The following is a 23333-nucleotide window of genomic DNA, read 5'->3' on the forward strand; positions in this document are numbered from 1 at the left end:
GGGGAGAGCTGTTTCTCACGCGGATACCGCCGGGGCGGCGACGCCCCACCTTGTCCAGCAAGTTTGGAGATTGACCAATGAACGATCCGACACCTGGCGATGATCGCTTCGGTCTGCGGACCTATCTGACGCCGGAAGAAGCCAAGGAATTTCACAAGATATTCCTCGGTTCCTTCATGGGCTTCACCGGGATCGCCGTCCTCGCCCACATCGCGCTGTGGATCTACAAGCCCTGGCTCTGACCGATCCGCCTCGCTCGCCCGACGCGTGTTGGCGTCAGCGAGCCACATCTGCCGTAACCACATGAAAGGAATTATGAAATGTGGAGAATCTGGCTCATTTTCGATCCGCGCAGGGCGCTTACCGGCCTGTTCGTGTTTCTCTTCGTTCTCGCGCTGCTGATCCACTTCATTCTGCTCAGCACCAACCGGTACAACTGGCTGGATGGCGCAAGTGCCGCCCCGGCGACGACCACTGCGGCGGTCGAAGGCCCGGCGACGACGGGTTAGCAACCCGCCGGACGTTACGGGGGCGGGCCTGAACTTCCGTCCCCGCAGCCGGCGTCGCTCGCGCGGCACGGCACGAGTATCTGGGATGAACCCTAGAAGCCCCGCGTGACGGGGCGGGAAGGATGGACCTATGGCGCTCCTTAGCTTCGAGCGAAAATACCGTGTGCGTGGCGGCACGCTGATCGGTGGCGACCTGTTCGATTTCTGGGTCGGTCCATTTTACGTCGGGTTCTTCGGTGTGACCGCGGCGATCGCGGCGTTGCTGGGCACGTTGCTGATCTTCGCTTCGGCCTCACAGGGGCCAACGTGGAATCCGTGGCTGATCTCCATCGAACCGCCCCCCATCGATGCGGGGCTTGCCGCCGCGCCGCTCAACGCTGGCGGCTACTGGCAGATCATCACTGTGTGCGCGCTGATCGCGTTTGTTTCATGGGCGCTGCGGCAGGTGGAAATCTCCCGCAAGCTGGGGATGGGCTATCACGTGCCGGTCGCCTTCAGCTTCGCCATTCTGGCTTATGCCACACTGGTTGTAATCCGACCGCTATGGCTGGGGGCGTGGGGCCATGGCTTTCCTTACGGCATATTCACCCACCTCGATTGGGTATCCAACACCGGATATTCCTACGTCAACTTCCACTATAATCCGCTGCACATGGTCGCGATCACGTTCTTCTTCACGACCTGCCTCGCGCTGGCGCTGCACGGTGCGCTGGTCCTGTCTGCAGTCAACGTGCCGCGCGGTACGGAGGTGAAGTCGCCCGAGTACGAAGATACCTATTTCCGCGATTTCGTCGGCTATTCGATTGGCACGATCGGCATCCACCGGCTGGGCCTGCTGCTGGCGCTCAACGCCGGGTTCTGGAGTGCGGCCTGCATGATCCTCGCCGGGCCGCTGTACCAGGGCAGCTTTCCCGAATGGTGGAGCTGGTGGCGCAGCATCCCGATCTGGTCCTGAGGAAGGGAGTACGTCATGGCACGCTACCAGAATATCTTCACGCAGGTGCAGCTTGAAGGGCCCGCCGAGATGGGCATAGACCTTCCCTTCACCGACGAACCGCGCATCCCGATCCACTCCAACGCCTACTGGTTCGGCAAGCTTGGCCAGGCGCAGCTGGGGCCGATCTATCTCGGCTGGCTGGGCGTCGCCTCGCTGCTGTTCGGCTTCATCGCGATCGAGATCATCGGGCTCAACATGCTCGCCTCGGTCAACTGGAGTCCGGTGGCCTTCGTGCGCGAGTTCTTCTGGCTCTCGCTCGACCCCCCGGGGCCTGAATGGGGCTTCTCGCCCTTCGTCCCGCTGGCCGAAGGTGGCTGGTGGATCATGGCCGGGTTCTTCCTGACCACGTCGATCCTGCTGTGGTGGGCCCGGACCTACCGCCGCGCGAAAGCGCTGGGGATGGGCCTGCACGTCTGCTGGGCCTTCGCCAGCGCCATCTGGCTGTACCTGGTGCTGGGCTTCATCCGCCCGGGGCTGATGGGCAGCTGGTCGGAGGCGGTGCCTTTCGGGATATTCCCGCACCTCGACTGGACCAACAATTTCTCGCTCATCTACGGCAACCTGTTCTACAACCCGTTCCACGCGCTATCGATCGCTTTCCTCTACGGATCCGCGCTGCTGTTCGCGATGCATGGGGGCACTATCCTGGCGGTCAGCCGCTATGGCGGGGAGCGCGAGATCGAGCAGATTACCGATCGCGGCACCGCGTCCGAAAGGGCTGGCCTGTTCTGGCGCTGGACCATGGGCTTCAACGCGACGATGGAATCGATCCACCGCTGGGCCTGGTGGTTCGCCATCCTGACCACGCTGACCGGCGGGATCGGCATCCTGCTGACCGGCACCGTGGTCGACAACTGGTACCTGTGGGCGCAGGAGCACCACTACGCCCCGCCGCCGCGCTGACGCGTGGTTTCAAACTCCGACACGCGAGAGCCCGGCCCCGGTGGTCGGGCTCTTGTCGTTTCGGGATCAGCGGGTCGCGCGCAGCCTGTGCCGCAGGTCGAGCAGATGCAGCGGGAAGGCGAGCGCGACCGGCAGCGAGACCCAGTACCACTCCGCGTCTACAAGGGCCGCGCGCAGGCCGAGCACGATCAGCGCGGCAGGTCCGATCAGGCCGATGATCGCGGTAAAGGCCCAGCCGCGCCGGGCGAGGATTAGCGCTTCGATCGCCAGCACGCCGAGCACGATGTCCGCTGCGTGACCGCTGGCGAACAGCGCCTCCATCATGGCTGCGGCCATGCTAGAACGGGCCGTTGAGCTGGACGATGTTCCAGTTGAGCGCGCCCGCGATGCTGACCCAGATCAGGTAGGGGACCAGCGCCAGTGCGGAGAGGCGCGAGAAGCGCCCGCAATAGAGGATCAGCACCAGCACCGAGAGCCACAGCGCTACCAGTTCGGCGAAGGCCCAGTCGGGCCTCTGCAGACGAAAGAACAGCAGGCTCCATAGGATGTTGAGGAAGCCGTTAAGCGCGAACAGACCGATCGTGGTGGTGCGCGCGTTGGCATTGGGGGCAGAGAGCCAGGCACTCACCGCAGCAAGCGCGGCCAGCGCGAAGATGGCGGTCCATGCGATGGGGAAGACGTAGCCGGGCGGGGTCCAGTCCGGCTTGGCGAGCGACTGATACCACGGGCCCAGATCGGTGATCGTGCCGCCCAGCATCGCCACGCCAAGCGCGGCAATGCCCGCCACCAGAATCGGCAAAAACCAGCTGCGCCCCATTACGTCGGTATCCTCAAGCGGGTGCCTTCAACCCCAGCAGATGGGCGCAATCCTTCAGGAAGATGCGGACATGCGCAACCGGTTTCGCGCGCACCAGCCGCTTGTTCATATATGCTTCCCAAGTCAGCTGCTGCACATCGCGGTCGGCGCACATGGTCACGAACCGCTCGCGCCGCTTGTCGCTCGAATACCAGAAGTGCTGCATCATCCCGAGCACCCAGAACACCTTGCCGTGTTCGCGCATGAACGCCTTGCGCGCGCTGCGCAGCGCCGCAGGCTGCCCGGTCGCGAGGAACTGCGCGGCGGCCTGCGCCACGCAGCGCCCGCCCATCATCGCGTAATAGATGCCCTCGCCACTGGCCGGAGCGACCACCCCCGCAGCATCGCCCGCGACAATCACGTCAGCGCCGTTATCCCACCGCTTGAGCGGCTTGAGCGGGATCGGCGCGCCTTCGCGGCGGATCGTCTCGCAGCCATCGAGTCCCAGATCGCCGCGCATCCGCGCAACCGCGCCACGCAGCGAAAAGCCCTTGTTCGCGCTGCCGACGCCCACGCTCGCGGTTTCGCCGTGGGGGAACACCCATGCGTAGAAATCGGGCGACAGGCGGCCCTGATAAAACACGTCGCAGCGCGATGCGTCGAAGTGATCGCTGTCGTTCGCGGGCGACTGGATGATTTCGTGATAGGCGAACACGCACTTCATCCGCTCGGCCCCGGCGATGTTCTGTGCCGCGACCGCAGAGCGTGCGCCGTCCGCGCCGATCACCAGCCTTGTGCGCACCCGCTGGATATTGCCGCCGCGCTGCTCGCGATAGCACACGGTCGGCGGCTGGCCTTCTTCGCGCTCGATCGTCTCGAACGTGCCCGTGCGCCGCTCGGCGCCTACTTCCGCCGCACGCTCGCGCAGCCATTCGTCGAACACGTCGCGGTCGACCATCCCGACATAGCCGATCTCACCCACCGGCATGTCGACCGTGCGGTTCGACGGGGCGATCATCCGGGCCGAGCGGGCGCGGGCGACCAGTAGGTGGTGCGGGATCTCGAAATCCTTGAGCAGGCGCGGGGGCACCGCGCCGCCGCACGGTTTGATCCGGCCCGCCCGGTCGAGCAGCAGCACCCGGTGCCCCTCGCGGGCAAGGTCGGTTGCGATCGTGGCTCCCGAGGGGCCACCGCCGACCACCACTGCGTCGTAAACCGTCTCAGTCATGCCGTCGCCACTCCCTTGTCTGCCATTGGCGCCCTGCGGGTCGCCTGCACCGCCAGCACGGCGGCGAGGATGAACAGGCACGCCTCGATCGCGAAGATCAGCTGGAAGGCCGCGCCGTCGCGGCCGATAAGGTGGCGCGCCGCATCGACGCCGAGCGCGCCGGTCAGCCCGCCGAGCCCGAAGGCGATCGCCTGCGCTGCGCCCCACACGCCCATGCGCACCCCCTCGCGGGTGTTCTCACCGGCACCGGCAAGACCCATCATCGCGCCGATCGCGGAGACCGCGAACACGCCGTTGCACAGGCCGAGGGCGAAGACATTGGCGCTCAGCGGCCAGCCCGGCCCGGCCAGCGCCGCCATCGCGAGGCCTGCGAGCGCAAGGCCAGAGCCTGTGCAGCCTGCGACGATCCACACGCGCAGGTCCACGGGCAGCCGTCCTGCAAAGGCGCTGCCGCCCACGCCCGCGATAATCATTCCGAGCAGCACGCCCGAATGCTGGGTGCCCGAAAGGCTGGTCGATTCTCCGGGCGACATGCCGAAGACCAACCCCGCGAAGGGCTCAAGGATCAGGTCCTGCATCGAATAGGCGAGCATCGAGACGAAGATTAGCACCGTGAAGCGCCGCGCCGGGGTCTCCTGCATGATCTCGCGCAGCGCCTCGGCGAAGCCGGGAACCTCGCCGCGGGGTCGATCGGAGAAATCCTGCATCGCGCGCGGCTCCAGCCGCCAGATCGCTGCGCAGGCGAGCGCGAATGCGGCGAGGGCGACGCCTGCGGCAACGCCGATCAGTCGCGCCTCGCTGAACGGATCGAGCAGGGCGCCCGCAACGCCTGCGGCAACCACGATCCCTGCGATCATCATCGTCCAAGTAACTGCCGCCGCGGCGGCGCGCCGCTCGGGCACGACTCCCGAGGCCAGCAGCGCCAGCATGGAGGTGCCGGCCGCGCCAACGCCTGCTCCGATCATGGTGAAGGCGAAGATCGCCAGCGCGCCGCCCAGCAATGCTGAGTCGGGCAGCATAACCGTCGCGCGCACCGCCAGCAGTGCCCCGCCTGCCAGCATCGCCATACCGCCGACGATCCACGGCGTGCGCCTGCGGCCCCGATCCGATCCGTGCCCCCACAGTGGCCGCGCCAGCTGGACCGCATAATGCCACGCGACCAGCCCGGCGGGGACCGCCGCGGCGAGCGCGTATTCGACCACCATAACCCGGTTGAGCAGCGAGGTCGCCAGCATCACGATCGCGCCGATTGCTGCCTGGACCAGGCCCAGCCGGATGATCGCGATCCAGCCGAGACCGGTCGGGGACGGATGCGACGCGGTGCTGCCCATCAGATGTAGCCTCCGAGGCCAAGCCCGGCAGCGAGCATCCCGAGGACGTAGAGCGTTACCCCGGTGGCGCCATACCACGGGGCATTCCGGGCTGGATTGCGCAGCAGCTTGGGCATGAGCGCGAACTGCCCGGTCAGCAGTGCGGCGACAATTACCGCCGACAGGGTCAATCCCCAGGCCAGCAGCAGCGCGACCACGATCGCCTGCGCGCCTGCCATCGTCGCACAAGCGAGCAGGCTCGCGCGGCGCACGCCGAGCACGACCGGGAGTGAACGCAGCCCGGTCGCCCGGTCACCCTCGACCGCCTTGAAATCGTTGAGCGTCATGATCCCGTGTGCGCCCAGCGAATAGAGCAGCAGCACGGTCAGGACCGATGCGGAGGGCATTGCGCCCAGCATCACCGTCGCCCCGGTAAACCAGCTCAGCCCCTCATAGGTCAGCCCGACCACGGCGGGGCCCCACCAGCCGCTCGACTTCAGCCGGAAGGGCGGGGCGCTATAGGCCCAGGCCAGCGCCAGCCCGATCACCGCCGCACCCAGCACCAGCGGGCCAAGCGCCGCCGCGAGCGCGAGCGAGAGCAGCGTGCCGGCGATGGCGATGAACAGGCCCCAGCGACCGGCGATCCGGCCCGAGGGAATCGGGCGGTCGGGTTCGTTGATCGCGTCGACGTGCCGGTCGAACCAGTCATTGATCGCCTGGCTGGTGCCGCACACCATCGGTCCGGCCAGCAGCACGCCGCCCGCGACGAGCAGCCAGCGCCCGTCGACAGCGGTGCCGGAGGAAACGACTCCGACCGCGAAGGCCCACATCGGGGGGAACCAGGTGATCGGTTTGAGCAGCGCAAGGACATCGCGAGCCGCAGGCGGCGGCGACGTTTTCAGGGGGAGCGCCGAACGTTCCATGCCGGGCAGCGTATGCCTCGGCACAGCCCTCGTCAAACCATTTTGACAGTCAATCTGTCAGGTAAAATCTACCGGGTTTCTTCGCCCTGCTTGCCCAGGCCATAGCGGTTGAGCTTGGAATAAAGGCTCTGCCGGCTGAGGCCGAGAATTTCGGCGGCGGAGGCGCGGTTGTCCGAAGTGTAGAGCAGCGCCGCCTCGATACACAGACGCTCGATCAGGTCGGTGCTTTCGCGCACGATGTCCTTCAGCGGCATGCGCCCGACCAGATCGGTCAGCTCCTCGACCGAGCGGGGCAGTTCCTCGCCCGCTCCGCTGACATCGCGCAGGCGGCGGCCGATCGGCCGGATCACGAAACCGAAATGGCGCGGTTCGCCGTCCTTTTCGGTGCCGGTCGCGACGGAGGAAATTTCGACCGGCTCTTCCGCCGTCCCGCTCAGCGTGCGCACGACGCTCGATACGTTGCGGGCGACGCCTTCCTTCTCCATCTGCCCCGCGATCAGGTCCAGATCGATCCCGGGGCGACCGATGAGGCGCGAGAGCGAGCGGCCGTGCAGCTGCTCCTCGCTCGCGGCGTCGACCAGTTCCACGAAGGCCGCGTTGGCCCGCAGGATACGCATGTCTTCGTCGGCGACGACGAAGGCGTCCGGCATTCCCTCGATCACCGACGCGAGCACATGGTCGTCCGAAGGCGCGCTTTCGTCCGTCGGGTTGACGATCAGCAGCAGATACTGGCGGCGATTCTGGCTGAACCCGGTCGCGGTAACCACGGCTTCGCGGCTTCCCTTGGCGAGCCTGACCGGGATCGGCGCGGCGGCATCCGCGCCAAGGGCGGAGCCCAGCTGGTTCGCCAGCCGATCGCGCGAGCCGCTGTGAAACAGCCCCTCCAGCTTCTTGCCCTGCAGGCTGTCGGGGCGCACTCCGGCGAGCTTGTAGGCTGCCGGGTTCGCCTCGCGGATGCGGTGGCTGTCCGCCTCGACGATCAGCACTGCCTCGCGCGAACGGTCGAACAGCATGCGATAGCGCGCTTCAAGCTGGCGCATGCGCATATAGTCGCGCTCCAGCGCCTGCTGCACCTGCAACAGGCGTTGCTGGGTGCGGGCTGCGTCGCGCAGATCGCGGCCCAGCGCGAGGTGCCGCCCTTCGCTGAGGCTGACGAGCGCGTAGCGCACCGGCACATCGCCCTGGCTGGTCGGGTGGTTGACCTGCCGCCAGCGTCCGGCTTCGCCCTTGCGCGCCGCGGCGAGCATTTCCATCACCTTAGGACGACTTTCGATGGTTACCGTTTCGAGCCAGTTCGCCCCGGCCCACTCCACCAGATCGGGAAACTCCCGCTCGTCTACCGACACGTCGAGGATGTGACCGGTATCGTCGAGCACGAGCGCGATGTCGCCCGCCGCTAGGGCCAGGCGTTGGGCGGAATCTGCGTCGAGCGCGCGAAAATGCTCGGCGGGATTGCCGAATTTGCGATCCGCGTCGGAGCGGTGCTTCTTGGTCAGCATCTGGTACTCGCCCCCTCATCAAGTGGGGTTAAGGACTAGTCCTGTCTTCGCGACCATCTGTTCGGCGAGTTCGAGTGCCGCAAAGGCATCGTTCGCCGTACCATCTGCGCCAACCTCGTCTGCGATGCCGGGGTTGGCGTTGACCATCCGCCCACCGATCATAACGCAGGTTTGTGGATTGGACGAAACCGTGCGGATCGCCCGGATCAGGGATTGGAGCGCGGAGCTAGGGCAATCGTTTGTTACGGTCAATCCCACCAGATCGAAGGGTTTGCGAGAAATCACGGAGAGCAGTTCGCGCCGCTGCGGATCGATCAGAGCTTCGCTTTCCCACCCTGCGCGGGCGAAGACTTCATCGATCATCAGTGCACCGAATCCGTGCTGATCTCCAGGGATGGCGGAAAACAGTGCCCGTGCAGGGGCTTGCATGGCGCGCTCGACCGGCGGGGTGCGCGAGGCGATCTCGCGCATCACTTCCTGCAGGCGCCACAGGCCCATGGTGACCTCGACGAAATCGCATTCGTCCTCTTCCCACAACACTCCCAGCTTGCGGGCGGCAGGGGCGAGAAGGTCGAGGAAGATGGAACGGATATCCTGCCCGGCGCTCATCAGCGCTTCCACTTCGAGCAGAGCGCGGTCGGCCTCCCATTCGAGCAGATTGACCGCGAAGCTTTCCGCATCGTCGGGCGTGATCGGAGCGCGCTCCTCGACGATCGTTGCCGGGCGTTCGCGCGAATGCGCGAGCATCAGGCGTGGAATCATCTGATGCTCGACAATGTCGACCAGATCTCTGGTGTGGGCCTGTTCCGCTCGTCGTCTCGAGCCCCGGGGGCTCGGGATCATGCTGCGGAAGGCGGTGGAACCCTTGCCAAATACCGATGCCATTTCAGACTCTCCCCAGTCTGTTAGCGGCGCGGAGTGCGTCGACTCGGGCATGCGTTTGCGAGTGCCACTCGGCCCGGGCTGAGAGAAGCGTACGCCTTAAGTTGAAGAAGCGCAAATCCTCATCTGTCCAATCTACTTGTCGTCATGAGAGATTGACACTCTCGCGCAATGAGGCCTAGTCTTCATCGCGAGAGAGGAGGTCGTCGAAGCCAGTATGACGCACGACGGATCGCCAGAAGCAGCCCTGAAGACCGGCGTGACCACACGTCCGCAGGCCGCTGCGCTCTATACTCCGGAGGAACGCGTGCGCCGCGACTCGAGCGTGTGGACGATCGTTCAGGGCGTCCTCGCCCCGGTGCAGTTCGCGATCTTTCTCATCAGTCTTGCGCTGGTGCTGCGCACGTTGGTGACGGGGGAGGGCGCGTTCGCCGCCGAGCTTTCCATCCTCGCCAAGACTTTCGCGCTCTACGCGATCATGATCACCGGCTCGATCTGGGAGAAGGTCGTGTTCGGCAAATGGCTGTTCGCGCGGCCGTTCTTCTGGGAAGACGTGTTCAGCATGGTCGTGATCGGCCTGCACACGGCCTATCTGGTGATGCTTTTCGGCGGGATCGGTAGTGTCGAGACGCGGCTGCTGGTCGCGCTTGCCGGGTACGCCGCCTACGTCATCAATGCCGGGCAGTTCCTCCTCAAGCTGCGCGCCGCGCGACTCGCGGGGCAGCCTGCCGCGCAGCCAATGGCGGTGCCGGCATGAAGGCCGACGCATTCTCGCTCCCCGCAGATAGCGGCTGCGGCGCACCTCCCGAACGCGAGGTGCTCCGCGAGCGCGGCCAGCGTGAGGTTTTCTGCGGGCTCACCGGCATCGTCTGGCTGCACCGCAAAATGCAGGACGCGTTCTTCCTCGTGGTCGGATCGCGCACCTGCGCGCATCTGCTGCAATCGGCGGCAGGTGTGATGATCTTCGCCGAGCCGCGCTTCGCGACCGCGATCATCGAAGAGCGCGATCTGGCGGGCATGGCCGATTGCCATGAAGAGCTGGACCGCGTGGTCGACCGGCTGCTCACTCGCCGTCCCGAGATCAAGCAGTTGTTCCTGGTCGGCTCGTGCCCCTCCGAGGTTATCAAGCTGGACCTTGGCAAAGCGGCAGAGCGACTCGGCGCAAAGCATGCAGGCCAGGTCCGCATTCTCAACTATTCGGGAAGCGGGATCGAAACGACCTTTACCGAAGGCGAGGATGCCTGCCTCGCCTCGCTCGTCCCCGTCATGCCCACGAGCGCGCCCGATGCCGCACCGCAGCTGCTGCTGGTTGGATCGCTGCCGGACATCGTCGAGGACCAGTTCCTGCGCCTGTTCGCCCAGCTGGGGATCGAGAATGTCGGCGTGCTGCCTGCACGCACGGCGGATGGTCTTCCGGCGGTCGGGCCGAATACGCGCGTGCTGCTGGCGCAGCCCTTCCTCGGCGAGACCGCGCAGGCGCTCGAGGCGCGCGGCGCGCAGCGGATCGACGCGCCGTTCCCGTTCGGTGCCGAGGGCACCACCGCATGGCTCAAGGCGGCGGGGCAGGCTTTCGGGATCGACGAGATGCACGCCAACAGCGTCATCGCGCCGGGCCGCGAGCGGGCCAAACGCGCGCTCGAACACCATCGCGAGAAACTGGCGGGCAAGCGGATCAGCTTCCTGCCCGACTCGCAGCTCGAAGTGCCGCTCGCGCGCTTTCTCGCCACCGAACTCGGCATGGAGCCGGTCGAGGTCGGCACGCCCTATCTCAACCGCAAGCTGGTCGCCCGCGATCTGGAGCAATTGCCTGAAAGCACCCGGATCAGCGAAGGGCAGGATGTCGACCGCCAGCTCGACCGGGTGCGCGCCGACCGGCCGGACCTGACCGTGTGCGGCCTCGGCCTCGCCAACCCACTGGAGGCCGAAGGGCTCTCTACCAAGTGGGCGATCGAACTGGTCTTCTCGCCCATCCACGGGTTCGAACAGGCGGGCGACCTCGCCGAACTCTTTGCGCGCCCGCTGCGCCGCCGCGACGTGTTGCAGGTGTAGCGGTGCAGCTGTCTGTCTGGACCTACGAGGGACCTCCTCATGTCGGCGCGATGCGGGTCGCGACGGCGATGCGCGGGGTCCACTATCTGCTCCACGCGCCGCAGGGCGATACCTACGCCGACCTGCTGTTCACGATGATCGAGCGGCGCAATGCGCGCCCGCCGGTCACCTACACCACCTTCCAGGCGCGCGATCTGGGCAAGGATACCGCCGACCTGTTCCAGCGTGCCGCGCGCGATGCCTACGCGCGGTTCGACCCGCAGGTGATGCTGGTCGGATCCTCGTGCACCGCCGAGCTGATCCAGGACGATCCCGCCGGTATGGCCGAGGCGATGCGCCTGCCGTGCCCGGTCGTCCCGCTCGAACTGCCGAGCTATTCGCGCAAGGAAAACTGGGGCGCGGGCGAGACCTTCTACCAGATCGTGCGTCATATCGCGGACCGCGATGTGCGCCCCGCCTCGCGTGATGGCCGTAAGCCGCTGGTCAACATCCTCGGCCCCGCAGCTCTGGGCTTCCGTCATCGCGACGATGTGCGCGAAGTGCGTGGTATCCTCAACCGGCTCGGCATCGATGTGAACTGCGTAGCGCCGCTGGGCGCTTCGCCCGCCGACATCGCCCGGATCGGCGCGGCGGACTTCAACATCGTGCTCTATCCCGAAATCGGCGACAGCGCCGCCCGCTGGCTGGAGCGCGAATTCAAGCAGCCGCGCACCAAGACCATTCCCATCGGCGTCGGTGCAACGCGCGAGTTCATCGCAGAGGTCGCGGCGCTGGCTGGCGTCGATCCCGAGCCTGCGCTTGCGGATGGCGAGTCGCGCATGCCGTGGTGGAGCCGTTCGGTCGACTCGACGTATCTCACGGGCAAGCGCGTGTTCGTGTTCGGCGATGCAACCCATGCGGTCGCCGCCGCGCGGGTCGCGAAGGAAGAACTGGGCTTCGAGGTGGTCGGGCTCGGCTGCTACAACCGCGAATTCGCCCGCGAAGTGCGCGATGCGGCCAAGCTGTATGGCGTCGAGCCGCTGATCACCGACGATCATCTGGAGGTCGAGGACGCGATCGCCGCCGCTGCGCCGGAGCTGGTGCTGGGCACGCAGATGGAACGCCACATCGCCAAGCGGCAGGGCGTCCCCTGCGCGGTGATCTCGGCCCCCGTCCACGTGCAGGATTTCCCCGCGCGCCACAGTCCGCAAATGGGTTTCGAAGGCGCGAACGTGCTGTTCGACACCTGGGTGCATCCGCTGGTCATGGGGCTGGAAGAGCACCTGCTGACCATGTTCCGCGAGGATTTCGAATTCTCCGACGCCGCGGGGGCCTCGCACCTGTCTGCCCATTCGCCTTCTCGTCATGCTGAACTTGTTTCAGCATCCAGTGCGCCAATGGCACCGGCCATCCAGGAGGAAGACTGGACCCCGGAACAAGTCCGGGGTGACGATGAAGATACGCTCTGGACCGCAGAGGCCGAGGCCGAGCTGAAGAAAATCCCATTCTTCGTGCGCGGCAAGGCGAAGCGGAACACGGAGAGCTTCGCCGCCGAGCAGGGCCGCGCCGCGATCGACCTTGAGACGCTGTACGATGCGAAGGCGCATTATGCCCGCTAGCGCGCTCCCCCAGACGCGTGTCGTCATCGTGACGCTCGACAACCACCTCAAGGGTGCGGTCGAGCGGGCGAGCGCGCGGCTGGCGGACGAGAATATCGAAATCGTGCTCCACGCGGCGTCCGACTGGGACCGGGTACCCGGATCGCTCGAACAGACGGAAAGCGATATCGCGCAGGCCGACATCGTCATCGCGACGATGCTGTTCCTCGACGACCATGTCCGCGCGATCATGCCCGCGCTCGAGGCTCGCCGCGAAGACTGCGACGCGATGCTCGGTCTGATGTCGGCGGGCGAAGTGGTGAAGCTGACCCGGATGGGCGGCTATCGCATGGATGCGCCTGCCAAGGGCCCGCTCGCGCTGCTCAAGAAGCTGCGCGGCTCGGGCAAGCCGGGCGCCAGCTCGGGCGCTGGCCAGATGAAGATGCTGCGCCGGCTGCCCAAGATCCTCAAATTCATCCCCGGCACCGCGCAGGATGTGCGCGCCTATTTCCTGACGCTGCAATACTGGCTCGCCGGGTCGGACGACAACGTGGTCGCCATGGCGCGCGCGCTGATTGACCGGTACGCCGCTGGCGAGCGCGAGGCACGGCGCGGGGCGACCCATGCCGACGCGCCGCAGGAATATCCCGAGGTCGGCGTATATCATCCGCGCACCGACCAGCTGATTTCGGAAAGCGCGCGCCTGCTGCCGCGTCTGAAGGGCGCGCATGGGCGGGTCGGCCTGCTGATGCTGCGCTCTTACCTGCTGGGCCGCGACACCGCGCATTACGATGGCGTGATCGCGGCGATGGAGGCTGCCGGGCTGGAGGTCGTTCCGGCCTTCGCCGCCGGTCTCGACGCGCGGCCTGCGATCGAGAAATTCTTCGTCAAGGACGGCAAGCCGTCGGTCGATGCGATCGTCAACCTGACGGGCTTCTCGCTGGTCGGCGGGCCTGCCTATAACGACACGGCGGCGGCGGTGGAAACGCTGTCCGGCCTCGACCTGCCCTATATCGCGGCGCACCCGATCGAGTTTCAGTCGCTGGAGTCCTGGGCCGAGGGCCGGCTGGGACTCCTGCCGCTCGAAACCACGATGATGGTCGCAATCCCCGAACTCGACGGAGCGATCGCGCCCAGCCTGTTCGGTGGGCGCAGCGACGATGCCGAAGGCCCGGTGCGTGCGATGCGCGGTCATCCGGAGCGCGCCGCCGCGCTTGCGGCGAAGACCGCAAAGCTGGTCACGCTGCGCAAGTCCGCGCGGGCAAGCCGCAAGCTGGCGATCGTCATCTTCAACTTCCCGCCCAATTCGGGCGCGACCGGCACGGCCGCGCATCTTGCGGTGTTCGAGTCGCTCCACGCCACGCTCGTCCGGCTCGACGCCGAAGGCTACGCGGTCGATGTGCCCGAGAGCATCGACGCGCTGCGCGACGCGGTGCTACACGGCAACGCGGACATGTTCTGCGCCGACGCCAATGTCGCCGCGCGCATTCCGGCGGACGAGCATGTCCGCGCCGAGCCGCACCTGAAAGAGATCGAAGCGCAGTGGAGCCCTGCGCCGGGCAAGCAGCAGGCGGACGGTTCGGCGATCCACATCTACGGGATCGAGCTGGGCGATGTCTTCGTCGGCGTGCAGCCCGCCTTCGGATACGAGGGTGATCCGATGCGGCTGCTGTTCGAGGGCGGCTTCGCCCCGACGCATGCGTTCTCCGCTTTCTACCGTTGGATCCGGCGCGATTTCGGCGCGGATGCGGTGCTGCATTTCGGCACGCACGGCGCGCTCGAATTCATGCCCGGCAAGCAGTCGGGGCTGAGCAGGGATTGCTGGCCCGAGCGGCTGCTGGGCGACCTGCCCAACTTCAATCTCTACGCGGCCAACAATCCGTCCGAGGGCATCCTGGCCAAACGGCGCGCTTCGGCGACGCTGATCAGCTACCTCACCCCGCCGCTGGCCGAGGCGGGCCTCTACAAGGGCTTTGCCGACCTTAAGGCGCTGACCGAGCGCTGGCGCGGATCGACCGACGCGGAGGAACGCACATCGGTCGAGGCGATGATCGCCGATGCCTGCGACACGCTCGAGATTTTCATGGGCGATATCGAAGACCTCTCGGGCCGTCTCTACGAGCTAGAGCGCACGCTGATCCCGCACGGGTTGCACGTGTTCGGTGCCAACCCCGAAGGCGAGGAGCGCGAAACCCTGCTCGACGCTATCGAGTGCGCCGACGCGGATGCGGACCGCGATGCTCTAGCCGACAAGCTCGATGCCAATGACGAGATGTCCGCGCTGATCCATGCGCTCGATGGTGGCTATGTGCTGCCATCGCCCGGCGGCGACCTGCTACGCAACCCGGACGTCCTGCCCACCGGGCGCAACATCCACGGCTTCGATCCCTTCCGCATCCCGAGCAGCTTCGCGGTGGCCGAAGGCGCACGGCAGGCCGAGCAACTGCTCGCCCGTCACCGCGCTACGAAAGACAAAGCGCCCGAGAGTATCGCGATGGTGCTGTGGGGCACCGACAACCTCAAGAGCGAGGGCACGCAGCTGGCGCAGGCGATGGCGCTGATCGGCGCGCGTCCCCGGCTCGATTCCTATGGTCGCCTCAGCGGGGCCGAACTGATCCCGCTGAACGAGCTGGGCCGCGCGCGGATCGACGTGGTCGCAACGCTCTCGGGCATCTTCCGCGACCTGCTGCCGCTCCAGACCCGCATGCTCGCCGAAGCCGCGTGGCTCGCGACCATCGCAGACGAGCCGGTCGAGCAGAACTTTGTGCGCAAGCATAGCCTCGCCTTTGCCGAGGCGCATGGCTGCGACGTCGAAACCGCCAGCCTCCGCGTCTTCTCCAATGCCGAGGGGGCCTATGGCGCGAACGTGAACCAGCTGATCGACGGCGGCGTGTGGACCGATCCGGACGAGCTGGCCAACGCGTTCGAGACGCACAAGGGCTATGCTTACGGTCCCAAGGGCGCGCCGGTGCAGCGCCGCGAACTGTTCGCCTCCGCGCTCGCCAGCGTCGACTTCACTTATCAAAACCTCGAAAGCGTGGAGGTCGGGATCACCGATCTCGACCAGTATGTCGACGGGCTGGGCGGGATGAACCGCGCCATCGCCCGCGCAAAGGGCGGCCAGGAAGCGCCGGTCTATATCCTCGACGCGACGCACGGGGCGGCCAAGGTCCGCACGCTGGGCGAACAGATCGACCTCGAAACACGCACCCGCACGCTCAACCCCAAATGGTACGAAGGCATGCTCAAGCACGGCTTCGAAGGCGTGCGTCATGTTGAAATGCACGTGACCAACACGCTCGGCTGGTCGGCGACGACCGGCGATGTGAAGCCGTGGGTCTACCAGCAGATCAGCGAGACCTTCGTGCTCGACGAAGCGATGCGCGCGCGGCTTTCCGCGCTCAACCCGAAATCATCCGCGCGGGTGGCGAACCGCCTGCTCGAAGCCTGCGAGCGCAAGCTCTGGGAACCCGACGACGACACACTGGCAGCACTGCGTGCGGCGAGCGACGATCTGGAAGATCGGCTCGAAGGCGTGGTCGCGGCCGAATGAGGAGACTATGATGCTAGACGCCGCGACACAGGCACCGCCGGACGGCGACGGCTCCGTCCAGGTCCAGCTCGACCCGAGCGACAAGATCAAGGGCGCGAAGGTCTTCGCCGTCTACGGCAAAGGCGGGATCGGCAAGTCGACCACCTCGTCCAACCTCTCCGCGGCGTTCAGCAAGCTCGGCCACCGGGTGCTGCAGATCGGCTGCGATCCCAAGCATGACAGCACCTTCACGCTGACCAAGAAGCTGATGCCGACGGTGATCGATGCGCTGGAACAGGTCGAGTTCCACTCCGAGGAACTGCGGACCGAGGACTTCATGTTCGAAGGCTATAACGGCGTGATGTGCGTCGAGGCGGGCGGGCCGCCAGCGGGCACCGGGTGCGGCGGATATGTCGTTGGCCAGACGGTCAAGCTACTCAAGCAGCACCACCTGCTCGAAGACACCGACGTGGTGATCTTCGACGTGCTGGGCGACGTGGTGTGCGGAGGGTTTGCCGCGCCGCTGCAACATGCCGAACGCGCGCTGGTGGTCGCTGCCAACGATTTCGACAGCATCTTCGCGATGAACCGGATCGTCGCCGCGATCGGCGCGAAGGCCAAGAACTACGATGTGCGCCTCGCCGGGGTGGTCGCCAATCGCAGCCGCGAGACCGACGAGATCGATCGCTTCTGCGACGAGATCGGCATGCAGCGGCTGGCGCATTTTCAGGATCTCGACGCGATCCGTCGCAGCCGCCTGAAGAAATGCACCTTGTTCGAGATGGACGACAGCCCCGAAGTGCTCGCCGCGCAGAACGAATATCTGCGCCTTGCGCAGCTGCTGTGGGACGGTGTCGATCCGCAGGACGCCACCGCGATGAAGGATCGCGATATCTTCGATTTTCTGGGGTTCGAGTGATGGCAAGTCATGCAATTCAGCAGGGTGGGGCCACGCCCTACGATCTCAATCGCGACAGGCTGGCGACCTATTTCGACAGCACCGCGCAGAAGGCGTGGATCGACCTGACCTCGGACGCGCCAGTCAGCGGGATTCGCGCGACCGTGCGGGCAGGGCGCGATGCGATGCGTCAGACTCTGCTGTCATGGTTGCCGCAAGACCTGCGGCGCACCCGCGTGCTCGATGCCGGGTGCGGCACCGGTGCCTTGAGCGTCGAAGCGGCGTTCCGCGGCGCGGAGATGACCGCGGTCGACGTTGCCGCGGGGCTGGTCGAAGTGGCGCGGCGGCGCGAGCCATCGTTCCTCGGCCATGGCAGGATCGCCTGGCGCGCGGGCGACATGCTCGACCCCGCGCTGGGCGAGTTCGCGCATGTCGTGGCGATGGACTCGCTGATCCACTACCGCGAGGCGGATCTGGTCGCGGCGCTGGCCGAGCTGGGTGAGCGGACCTCGCATTCGATGCTGTTCACCTTCGTGCCGCGGACGCCGCTGCTGTTCGCGATGTACCAGGCGGGCAAGCTGTTCCCGCGCAGCGACCGGTCGCCCCGGCTGGTCCCGATCCTGGAAGACAGGTTGCGCGCACAGCTGGAAAGCCACCTGCCCGACTGGCGCGTGGCTCGCAGCGAGCGGGTTTCCAGCGGGTTCTACATCAGCCACGCGATCGAACTGGTCCGCCGCGGATGAGCCAGAGCGCGCCTCTTGCTGCAAAATGGATGCAGGTGGCCACCGCGTGGCTGCCCTTCGCCGATGCGGCGAGTGCGGAGCTGCCGCTGTCGCGCCTGTTGCGGCTGGCGCTGTTTCAGGTGAGCGTGGGGATGGCGGCGGTGTTGCTGACCGGCACGCTCAACCGGGTGATGATCGTCGAGCTGTCGATCCCCGCCGGGCTGGTCGCCACGATCATCGCGATCCCGCTGCTGGTGGCACCCTTGCGCGCGCTGATCGGCCACAAGTCGGACACGCATCGCTCAGTGCTCGGCTGGCGGCGGGTGCCTTATATCTGGCTGGGGACGCTGATGCAGTTCGGCGGTCTGGCGATCATGCCCTTCGCGCTGCTGCTGATGTCCGACCCCGATCATGTCCGGCTGGGGATCGTCTTCAGCGCCATCGCCTTCCTGCTCACCGGGCTGGGGCTGCACACCACGCAAACCGCCGGGCTGGCACTGGCGACCGATCTTGCCCCGCAGGACAAGCGCCCGCGCGCGGTCGCGCTGCTTTACGTCATGCTGCTCGCGGGCACGATGCTGGCCGCGCTGGCGATCGGATCGCTGCTGGTCGATTTCTCGCCCACGCGGCTGGTGCAGGTGATTCAGGGAGCCGCCGCGCTGACGCTGGTGCTCAATCTGGTGGCACTGTGGAAGCAGGAGCCGCGCGGCTCCTCGCGCATGCCCTCTGACCCCGAAGGGCCGAGCTTTGCGACCCTGTGGCGTGCATTCGTCGCGGAAGAGCGCACCGCACGCCTGCTCGCCGCGATCGGCATCGGTGCGGCGGCCTTTGCGATGCAGGATGCGCTGCTGGAACCCTATGGGGGCGAGATTCTGGGCCTGTCGGTCGGCAGCACGACGATGCTGACCGGAGCATGGGCCGCGGGCGCGCTGGCGGGTTTCTGCCTTGCCGGGCGCAGCCTGTCGCACGGAGGGGACCCCCTGCGGCTGGCGGGCACTGGTCTGGTCGCCGGGATCGCCGCATTCCTGCTGGTGCTGTTCGCCGCGCCCTTTGCCTCGATCCTGCTGCTCTATGCCGGAGCCTTCGCGATCGGGCTTGGCCTCGGCCTGTTTTCGGTCGGCACGCTGACCGAAACCATGGTTCGCGCGCGGGGCGAGGGGGCCGGCCTTGCGCTGGGCGCATGGGGCGCGGTGCAGGCGAGCTGTGCGGGCCTTGCGATCGCGATCGGCGGGGCCTTGCGCGATGCGCTGTCGCACACGGCATCCGCTGGCGGATTGTCGGGCGCGCTCAACACGCCTGCCGCCGGTTATGCCGGGGTCTACATCATCGAAATCATGCTCTTGCTGGCCGCGCTCGTGGCGCTCGGCCCGCTTGTCGCGCGGCATCGCGCCGACAGCCCGCAGCCCATCGCGCGCCCCTTCGGCCTGTGCGAGTTCCCGACATGATGGCCACCCAAGGAGAATCCCAATGAGCGACCCGACAATCGTGGGTTCGATCGACATCGCGGAGCTGGTATTTCTGGCCTTCGTGCTGTTCTTCATCGGCCTGATATTCTACCTGCGGCGCGAAGACCGGCGCGAGGGCTATCCGCTGGAGGATGAGAGCACCGGCCTGGTGGAATCGCCCGGCGGCGCGCTGAGCCAGGCGAGCCCCAAGACCTTCATCCTGCCCCATGGACGCGGGGCGGTGACCACCCCCACCGGCGGCCGTGACAGCTTCGACGTGGCCGCGGTGCGCAGCTTTGCCGCTTCCGGCGCGCCCTATATCCCGACCGGCAATCCGCTGGTCGACGGCCTTGGCCCCGCAGCGTGGGCGAACCGCAAGGATCTGCCCGATCTGGCGGCGGATGGTCGCCCGCGGATCGTGCCGCTGAGCCTCGACGCGCACATCGCCATCGCCGCGCGCGATCCCAATCCGATCGGGATGAGCGTCATCGGGGCGGATGGGAAGGTCGCAGGCACGGTCAGCGAAGTGTGGATCGACCGCGCCGAGCATGTGATCCGCTATCTCTCGGTCGATCTCGGCATGGGCAGGACCGTGCTTGCGCCCATGGCGATGGCGCTGGTGCGCGGACGGCAGGGCCGGATCGTGATAGATGCGCTGACTGCCGATCAGTTCACGGGCGCTCCTGTTCCCGCAGCGCCGGACCAGATCACTTTCTATGAGGAAGAGCGGATCGTCGCCTATTTCGGCGGCGGCTATCTCTACGCCACGCCCGAGCGGCAGGAGCCTGCGTTGTGACGGCACGCAAATCTCCTTCGCTCAGTCCGACTCAGATCGATGTGCTGTGGCATCCGCAGGCGGACGAAGCGGTGCTGTGGCAGGGAAGGCCCGATCCGATGGTGCTTGCCCGCAGCGCGTTTCATACCCCGCTGATCGCCGGCTATTTCGCGCTGCTCGCCCTGATCGCCGTGGTGATGGGCAGCGGACCGGGCGGTATTGCGACCACGCTCGCCGCAGGCGCGGCGGTGCTCGCGATCCTTTATGCGACGGCCTTCGCCTCGGCGCGGACCACCCGCTACATCCTGACCGACCGGCGGGTGATCCTGCATATCGGCATCGCGATCGAGAAGACGGTCAATATCCCGCTGAAGCAGATCGGTGCCGCGCATCTCAGCGAGCGCGGCCACGGCTTCGGGGAGATCGCGCTGGAGCCGAATGGAGAGCGTACGCTTGGCTACCTGCTGCTGTGGCCGCATGCGCGCCCGTGGCGCTTCGCCAAGCCGCAGCCGATGCTGCGTGCGCTGCCGGGGGCGGCGGATGTCGCCGAGCAACTGGCCCGGGCGGTCGAGGCGTATGAGGCGATCGAACGCGGACAGGCGCAGGAGCGGCCTGCACAGGCGCGCACGCCTGCGATGGAGGGCGCGCTGGCATGAGCCTGCATCACGATCATGCCGAACCCTCTCCCAAGGCGCCGCTGCTGGTGATCGCGGCGATCGCCGCATTGTCGCTCGCGCTGGCGGCGTCGGCCAGCTTCGGTCTGGTCGAGCGCGACGCGGTGCCCCATGTGTCGCGCGCCGCCGCAGGGACCGAGGCCAGCGCGATCCGCAGCCTGACCTTTGCCGACGCACCCGATGGTGCGGTGCTGATCGACGACGGCACGACAGGCGAGCGGATTGTGCGGGTCGAGCCGGGCACCGGCGGCTTCATCCGCTCCACCGTGCGCAGCCTCGTCCATATTCGTCGCAGCCAGGGCATTTCCGCGCGCACGCCCTTCACCCTGACGCGGTGGGACGACGGCTCGCTGACGCTGAGCGATCCCGCGACCGGCCGCGCGCTCGAACTGGGCGGGTTCGGCGACGACAACCGCGCGGTCTTCGCCGCGCTGCTGCCAGAGGAGGCCGCGTAATGGCGCGCCAGACCTTCGAGATTCCCTGCCGCATCCTGGTCGAGCAAAGCTCCGAGCATTTCCACGCGCATGTCGAACTGCCGAAGACGGTGGCGATGGAAGCGGGCGACAGGGTTCGGGTGCAGGGCGATCCGATCTCGATCCCCTTTGGCAGCCGCGAGGTGTTCGAGCGCACCGCCACCGTCACCCGGGCAGGGCCGGTCATGCGCAGCCTCACTCGGATCGCGGCCTATTTCGACCTCGCCGAACTCTACGAGGTCAGCTTCAACGCCGGGAGGATCAAATGAACGCCTACAAGCCGATGACCAGCGAAGAGGCGATGGCTCTCGCCACGCAGGACACGATCCTGACCCCGCGGTTCTACACCACCGATTTCGACGCGCTCGATGCGATCGACGTGTCGCCGGTACGCGATGAGTGGGACGCGCTGATCGAAGAGATGATCGGCGATCCCAACAAGACCCACTTCAAGCACAATGACAGCTTCACCGGCGTGATCGAGAACCTGCCGCCCGCGTTGCGCAAGGAGTTCACCGATTTCCTCGTCAGCTCGATGACCTCGGAATTTTCCGGCTGCGTGCTCTATGCCGAGATCGCCAAGCGGACGAAGAACCCCGACGTGAAGCAGCTGTTCAAACTGCTCGCCCGCGACGAGAGCCGCCATGCAGGCTTCATCAACGAAAGCCTGAAGGATGCCGGGATCGGCGTCGATCTGGGCTTCCTGACGAAGACCAAGAAATACACCTTCTTCAAACCGAAGTTCATTTTCTACGCGGTCTATCTGTCGGAGAAGATCGGCTACGCACGCTACATCACGATCTACCGGCATCTGGCCGCGAACCCGCAGCACAAGTTCCACCCGATCTTCGACTGGTTCGAGGAATGGTGCAACGACGAGTTCCGCCATGGCGAGGCCTTCGCCATGCTTCTGCGCTCCGACCCAAAGCTGCTGCAGGGCAAGAACAAGTTGTGGATCCGCTTCTTCCTGCTGTCGGTCTACGCGACGATGTTCGTGCGCGATCACAATCGCCCGGTGTTCCACGAGGCGCTGGGCGTCGATCCGACCGAGTATGATTACGAGGTATTCTCGGTCTGCAACCAGATCGCCCGGCAGGTCTTCCCGGTCGAACTGGAGACGGACGATCCCGCCTTCCGCGCCAAGATGGCCCGGTTGCGCCGCGCGGCAGAACGGATCGATGCGGGCAAGGCCGAGGGCGGCATTGGCGGTCTGCTGAAACGTGTCGGCGGAATGGCCGGCGCGGGCGCTGCCTTTGCCAGCATGTATTTCCACCGCACGCGGACCAATGAACTGCCGCAGAGCGTCAGGCTGCAACCGGCATGGTGAGCTTTACCGGCCATGTCCTGCCGGTGCTGGCGACCATCGCGGTGTGGTTCTTCGCCACCGGGCTGATCGCATGGGCGGCGAACGCTCCGCGCGAAAGCTATGGCCGCAGCCTGATATGGGCAGGTGTGGTGGGTGCGGGCGGGATGCTGTGCGTGATTGCTTCGGCCCGAGTGACGGGCGCGGGCGGGGCCTATCTCGGCTTTGCAGGCGCAATGGCGATCTGGGGCTGGCACGAATTTGCATTCCTGACCGGCGGGGTCACAGGCCCCCGGCGCGAGCCATGCCCCGAGGGCGCGCACGGCATCGTGCGCTTCGCAAAGGCGAGCGCGGCGGTGCTGCATCACGAGATCGCGCTGGCGGCGACCGCGGCGATCCTGATCGCGCTGTGCTGGGGCCAGCCCAATCCGATCGGCGCGCAGGTCTTCGTGCTGCTGTTCGCGCTGCGGCTGGTCGCCAAGCTGAACCTGTTTGCGGGCGTGCCCAATGCCAGCACCGATATCCTGCCGCGCCACCTCGCCTATCTGACCAGCTATTTCGGTCCCAACCGCTTCACCGCGCTGCTCGCCCTGAGCATTGCGGGCACGCTGGTGCTGGCCGGCTGGCTGGGCGCGCTCGCGGCGGAGACGAGCGGCCCGGGTGCGTCGGTGGCGGCGAGCCTGCTGTTCGCGATGGCGGCGCTGGGCGCGCTCGAACACCTGTTTTTTGCCCTGCCGTTGCGCGATGGCGCATTATGGGGATGGGCTATTGCCGCGCGCGACAAGCGGGCGCACACGAACGCGATGAGGGGTCTATAATGCACGAGACGGAGATTTCC

General features: G+C 66.5%; 24 protein-coding genes. 17 read left to right on the forward strand and 7 right to left on the reverse strand.

Annotated features, from left to right (window positions below):
• The first annotated feature begins 77 nt into the window (after positions 1-77).
• The 4 genes from pufB to pufM all read left to right on the forward strand — a co-directional run bounded on the left by pufB (position 78) and on the right by pufM (position 2409).
• Positions 78-242: a light-harvesting antenna LH1, beta subunit gene (gene pufB, locus K7H93_RS10360; protein ID WP_010236081.1), complete on the forward strand. Its 165-nt coding sequence runs from the start codon at positions 78-80 to the stop codon at positions 240-242.
• A gap of 78 nt (positions 243-320) precedes the next feature.
• Positions 321-509: a light-harvesting antenna LH1, alpha subunit gene (pufA, locus tag K7H93_RS10365; RefSeq protein ID WP_010236080.1), complete on the forward strand. Its 189-nt coding sequence runs from the start codon at positions 321-323 to the stop codon at positions 507-509.
• A 130-nt stretch (positions 510-639) separates the two neighbouring features.
• On the forward strand, positions 640-1464 hold the full coding sequence (pufL, locus tag K7H93_RS10370) for a photosynthetic reaction center subunit L (RefSeq protein ID WP_029140363.1): 825 nt from the start codon (positions 640-642) through the stop codon (positions 1462-1464).
• 15 nt (positions 1465-1479) lie between these two features.
• Positions 1480-2409: a photosynthetic reaction center subunit M gene (gene pufM, locus K7H93_RS10375; RefSeq protein ID WP_230783537.1), complete on the forward strand. Its 930-nt coding sequence runs from the start codon at positions 1480-1482 to the stop codon at positions 2407-2409.
• 66 nt (positions 2410-2475) lie between these two features.
• Here pufM and K7H93_RS10380 read toward each other — a convergent pair whose 3' ends face one another.
• The 7 genes from K7H93_RS10380 to K7H93_RS10410 form a co-directional block, all read right to left on the reverse strand.
• Positions 2476-2745 (reverse strand): hypothetical protein, encoded by a 270-nt coding sequence (locus tag K7H93_RS10380; RefSeq protein ID WP_230783538.1) that lies wholly within the window; start codon positions 2743-2745, stop codon positions 2476-2478.
• A 1-nt stretch (position 2746) separates the two neighbouring features.
• Complete coding sequence (locus tag K7H93_RS10385; RefSeq protein WP_230783539.1) at positions 2747-3226, reverse strand: TspO/MBR family protein; 480 nt, start codon at positions 3224-3226, stop codon at positions 2747-2749.
• A gap of 13 nt (positions 3227-3239) precedes the next feature.
• Positions 3240-4433: a geranylgeranyl diphosphate reductase gene (locus tag K7H93_RS10390; protein WP_230783540.1), complete on the reverse strand. Its 1194-nt coding sequence runs from the start codon at positions 4431-4433 to the stop codon at positions 3240-3242.
• Complete coding sequence (locus tag K7H93_RS10395) at positions 4430-5764, reverse strand: BCD family MFS transporter (RefSeq protein WP_230783541.1); 1335 nt, start codon at positions 5762-5764, stop codon at positions 4430-4432. Before K7H93_RS10395 ends, K7H93_RS10390 begins: the two co-directional genes overlap by 4 nt.
• Complete coding sequence (gene chlG, locus K7H93_RS10400) at positions 5764-6666, reverse strand: chlorophyll synthase ChlG (RefSeq protein ID WP_230783542.1); 903 nt, start codon at positions 6664-6666, stop codon at positions 5764-5766. Before chlG ends, K7H93_RS10395 begins: the two co-directional genes overlap by 1 nt.
• Before the next feature lie 68 nt (positions 6667-6734).
• Positions 6735-8165, reverse strand: a complete 1431-nt coding sequence (gene ppsR / locus K7H93_RS10405) for a transcriptional regulator PpsR (protein WP_230783543.1) — start codon at positions 8163-8165, stop codon at positions 6735-6737.
• 18 nt (positions 8166-8183) lie between these two features.
• The gene (locus K7H93_RS10410) at positions 8184-9050 is read right to left on the reverse strand and encodes a cobalamin B12-binding domain-containing protein (RefSeq protein ID WP_230783544.1); all 867 of its coding nucleotides are present in this window, start codon (positions 9048-9050) and stop codon (positions 8184-8186) included.
• 214 nt (positions 9051-9264) lie between these two features.
• Between K7H93_RS10410 and bchF the strand changes: the two genes are divergently transcribed.
• The 13 genes from bchF to puhE are packed head-to-tail and all read left to right on the forward strand — an operon-like array spanning position 9265 to position 23313.
• Positions 9265-9804 (forward strand): 2-vinyl bacteriochlorophyllide hydratase, encoded by a 540-nt coding sequence (bchF, locus tag K7H93_RS10415; protein ID WP_269060192.1) that lies wholly within the window; start codon positions 9265-9267, stop codon positions 9802-9804.
• Complete coding sequence (locus K7H93_RS10420; RefSeq protein WP_230783546.1) at positions 9801-11096, forward strand: ferredoxin:protochlorophyllide reductase (ATP-dependent) subunit N; 1296 nt, start codon at positions 9801-9803, stop codon at positions 11094-11096. Before bchF ends, K7H93_RS10420 begins: the two co-directional genes overlap by 4 nt.
• Positions 11097-11098: 2 nt before the next feature.
• A complete protein-coding gene (gene bchB, locus K7H93_RS10425; protein ID WP_230783547.1) occupies positions 11099-12694 on the forward strand; it encodes a ferredoxin:protochlorophyllide reductase (ATP-dependent) subunit B in 1596 nt (531 codons plus the stop codon).
• On the forward strand, positions 12684-16226 hold the full coding sequence (bchH, locus tag K7H93_RS10430) for a magnesium chelatase subunit H (protein ID WP_230783548.1): 3543 nt from the start codon (positions 12684-12686) through the stop codon (positions 16224-16226). The genes bchB and bchH overlap by 11 nt, the downstream gene beginning before the upstream one ends.
• A gap of 10 nt (positions 16227-16236) precedes the next feature.
• Entirely contained in the window at positions 16237-17124 is an 888-nt protein-coding gene (bchL, locus tag K7H93_RS10435; protein ID WP_230783549.1) for a ferredoxin:protochlorophyllide reductase (ATP-dependent) iron-sulfur ATP-binding protein, read from the forward strand.
• On the forward strand, positions 17124-17846 hold the full coding sequence (bchM, locus tag K7H93_RS10440) for a magnesium protoporphyrin IX methyltransferase (protein WP_230783550.1): 723 nt from the start codon (positions 17124-17126) through the stop codon (positions 17844-17846). Before bchL ends, bchM begins: the two co-directional genes overlap by 1 nt.
• A gap of 29 nt (positions 17847-17875) precedes the next feature.
• Positions 17876-19270, forward strand: a complete 1395-nt coding sequence (locus K7H93_RS10445; RefSeq protein WP_230783551.1) for a BCD family MFS transporter — start codon at positions 17876-17878, stop codon at positions 19268-19270.
• Between the two features lie 22 nt (positions 19271-19292).
• A complete protein-coding gene (gene puhA / locus K7H93_RS10450; protein ID WP_230783552.1) occupies positions 19293-20066 on the forward strand; it encodes a photosynthetic reaction center subunit H in 774 nt (257 codons plus the stop codon).
• Positions 20063-20701 (forward strand): photosynthetic complex putative assembly protein PuhB, encoded by a 639-nt coding sequence (puhB, locus tag K7H93_RS10455; RefSeq protein WP_230783553.1) that lies wholly within the window; start codon positions 20063-20065, stop codon positions 20699-20701. Before puhA ends, puhB begins: the two co-directional genes overlap by 4 nt.
• On the forward strand, positions 20698-21174 hold the full coding sequence (gene puhC, locus K7H93_RS10460; RefSeq protein WP_230783554.1) for a photosynthetic complex assembly protein PuhC: 477 nt from the start codon (positions 20698-20700) through the stop codon (positions 21172-21174). Before puhB ends, puhC begins: the two co-directional genes overlap by 4 nt.
• Entirely contained in the window at positions 21174-21461 is a 288-nt protein-coding gene (locus K7H93_RS10465; protein ID WP_230783555.1) for a hypothetical protein, read from the forward strand. The genes puhC and K7H93_RS10465 overlap by 1 nt, the downstream gene beginning before the upstream one ends.
• Positions 21458-22519: a magnesium-protoporphyrin IX monomethyl ester (oxidative) cyclase gene (acsF, locus tag K7H93_RS10470; protein WP_230783556.1), complete on the forward strand. Its 1062-nt coding sequence runs from the start codon at positions 21458-21460 to the stop codon at positions 22517-22519. Before K7H93_RS10465 ends, acsF begins: the two co-directional genes overlap by 4 nt.
• The gene (puhE, locus tag K7H93_RS10475; protein WP_230783557.1) at positions 22513-23313 is read left to right on the forward strand and encodes a putative photosynthetic complex assembly protein PuhE; all 801 of its coding nucleotides are present in this window, start codon (positions 22513-22515) and stop codon (positions 23311-23313) included. The genes acsF and puhE overlap by 7 nt, the downstream gene beginning before the upstream one ends.
• Positions 23314-23333: the final 20 nt, after the last annotated feature.

The organism is Citromicrobium bathyomarinum (genome assembly GCF_021021475.1).
Lineage (GTDB): Bacteria > Pseudomonadota > Alphaproteobacteria > Sphingomonadales > Sphingomonadaceae > Alteriqipengyuania > Alteriqipengyuania bathyomarina.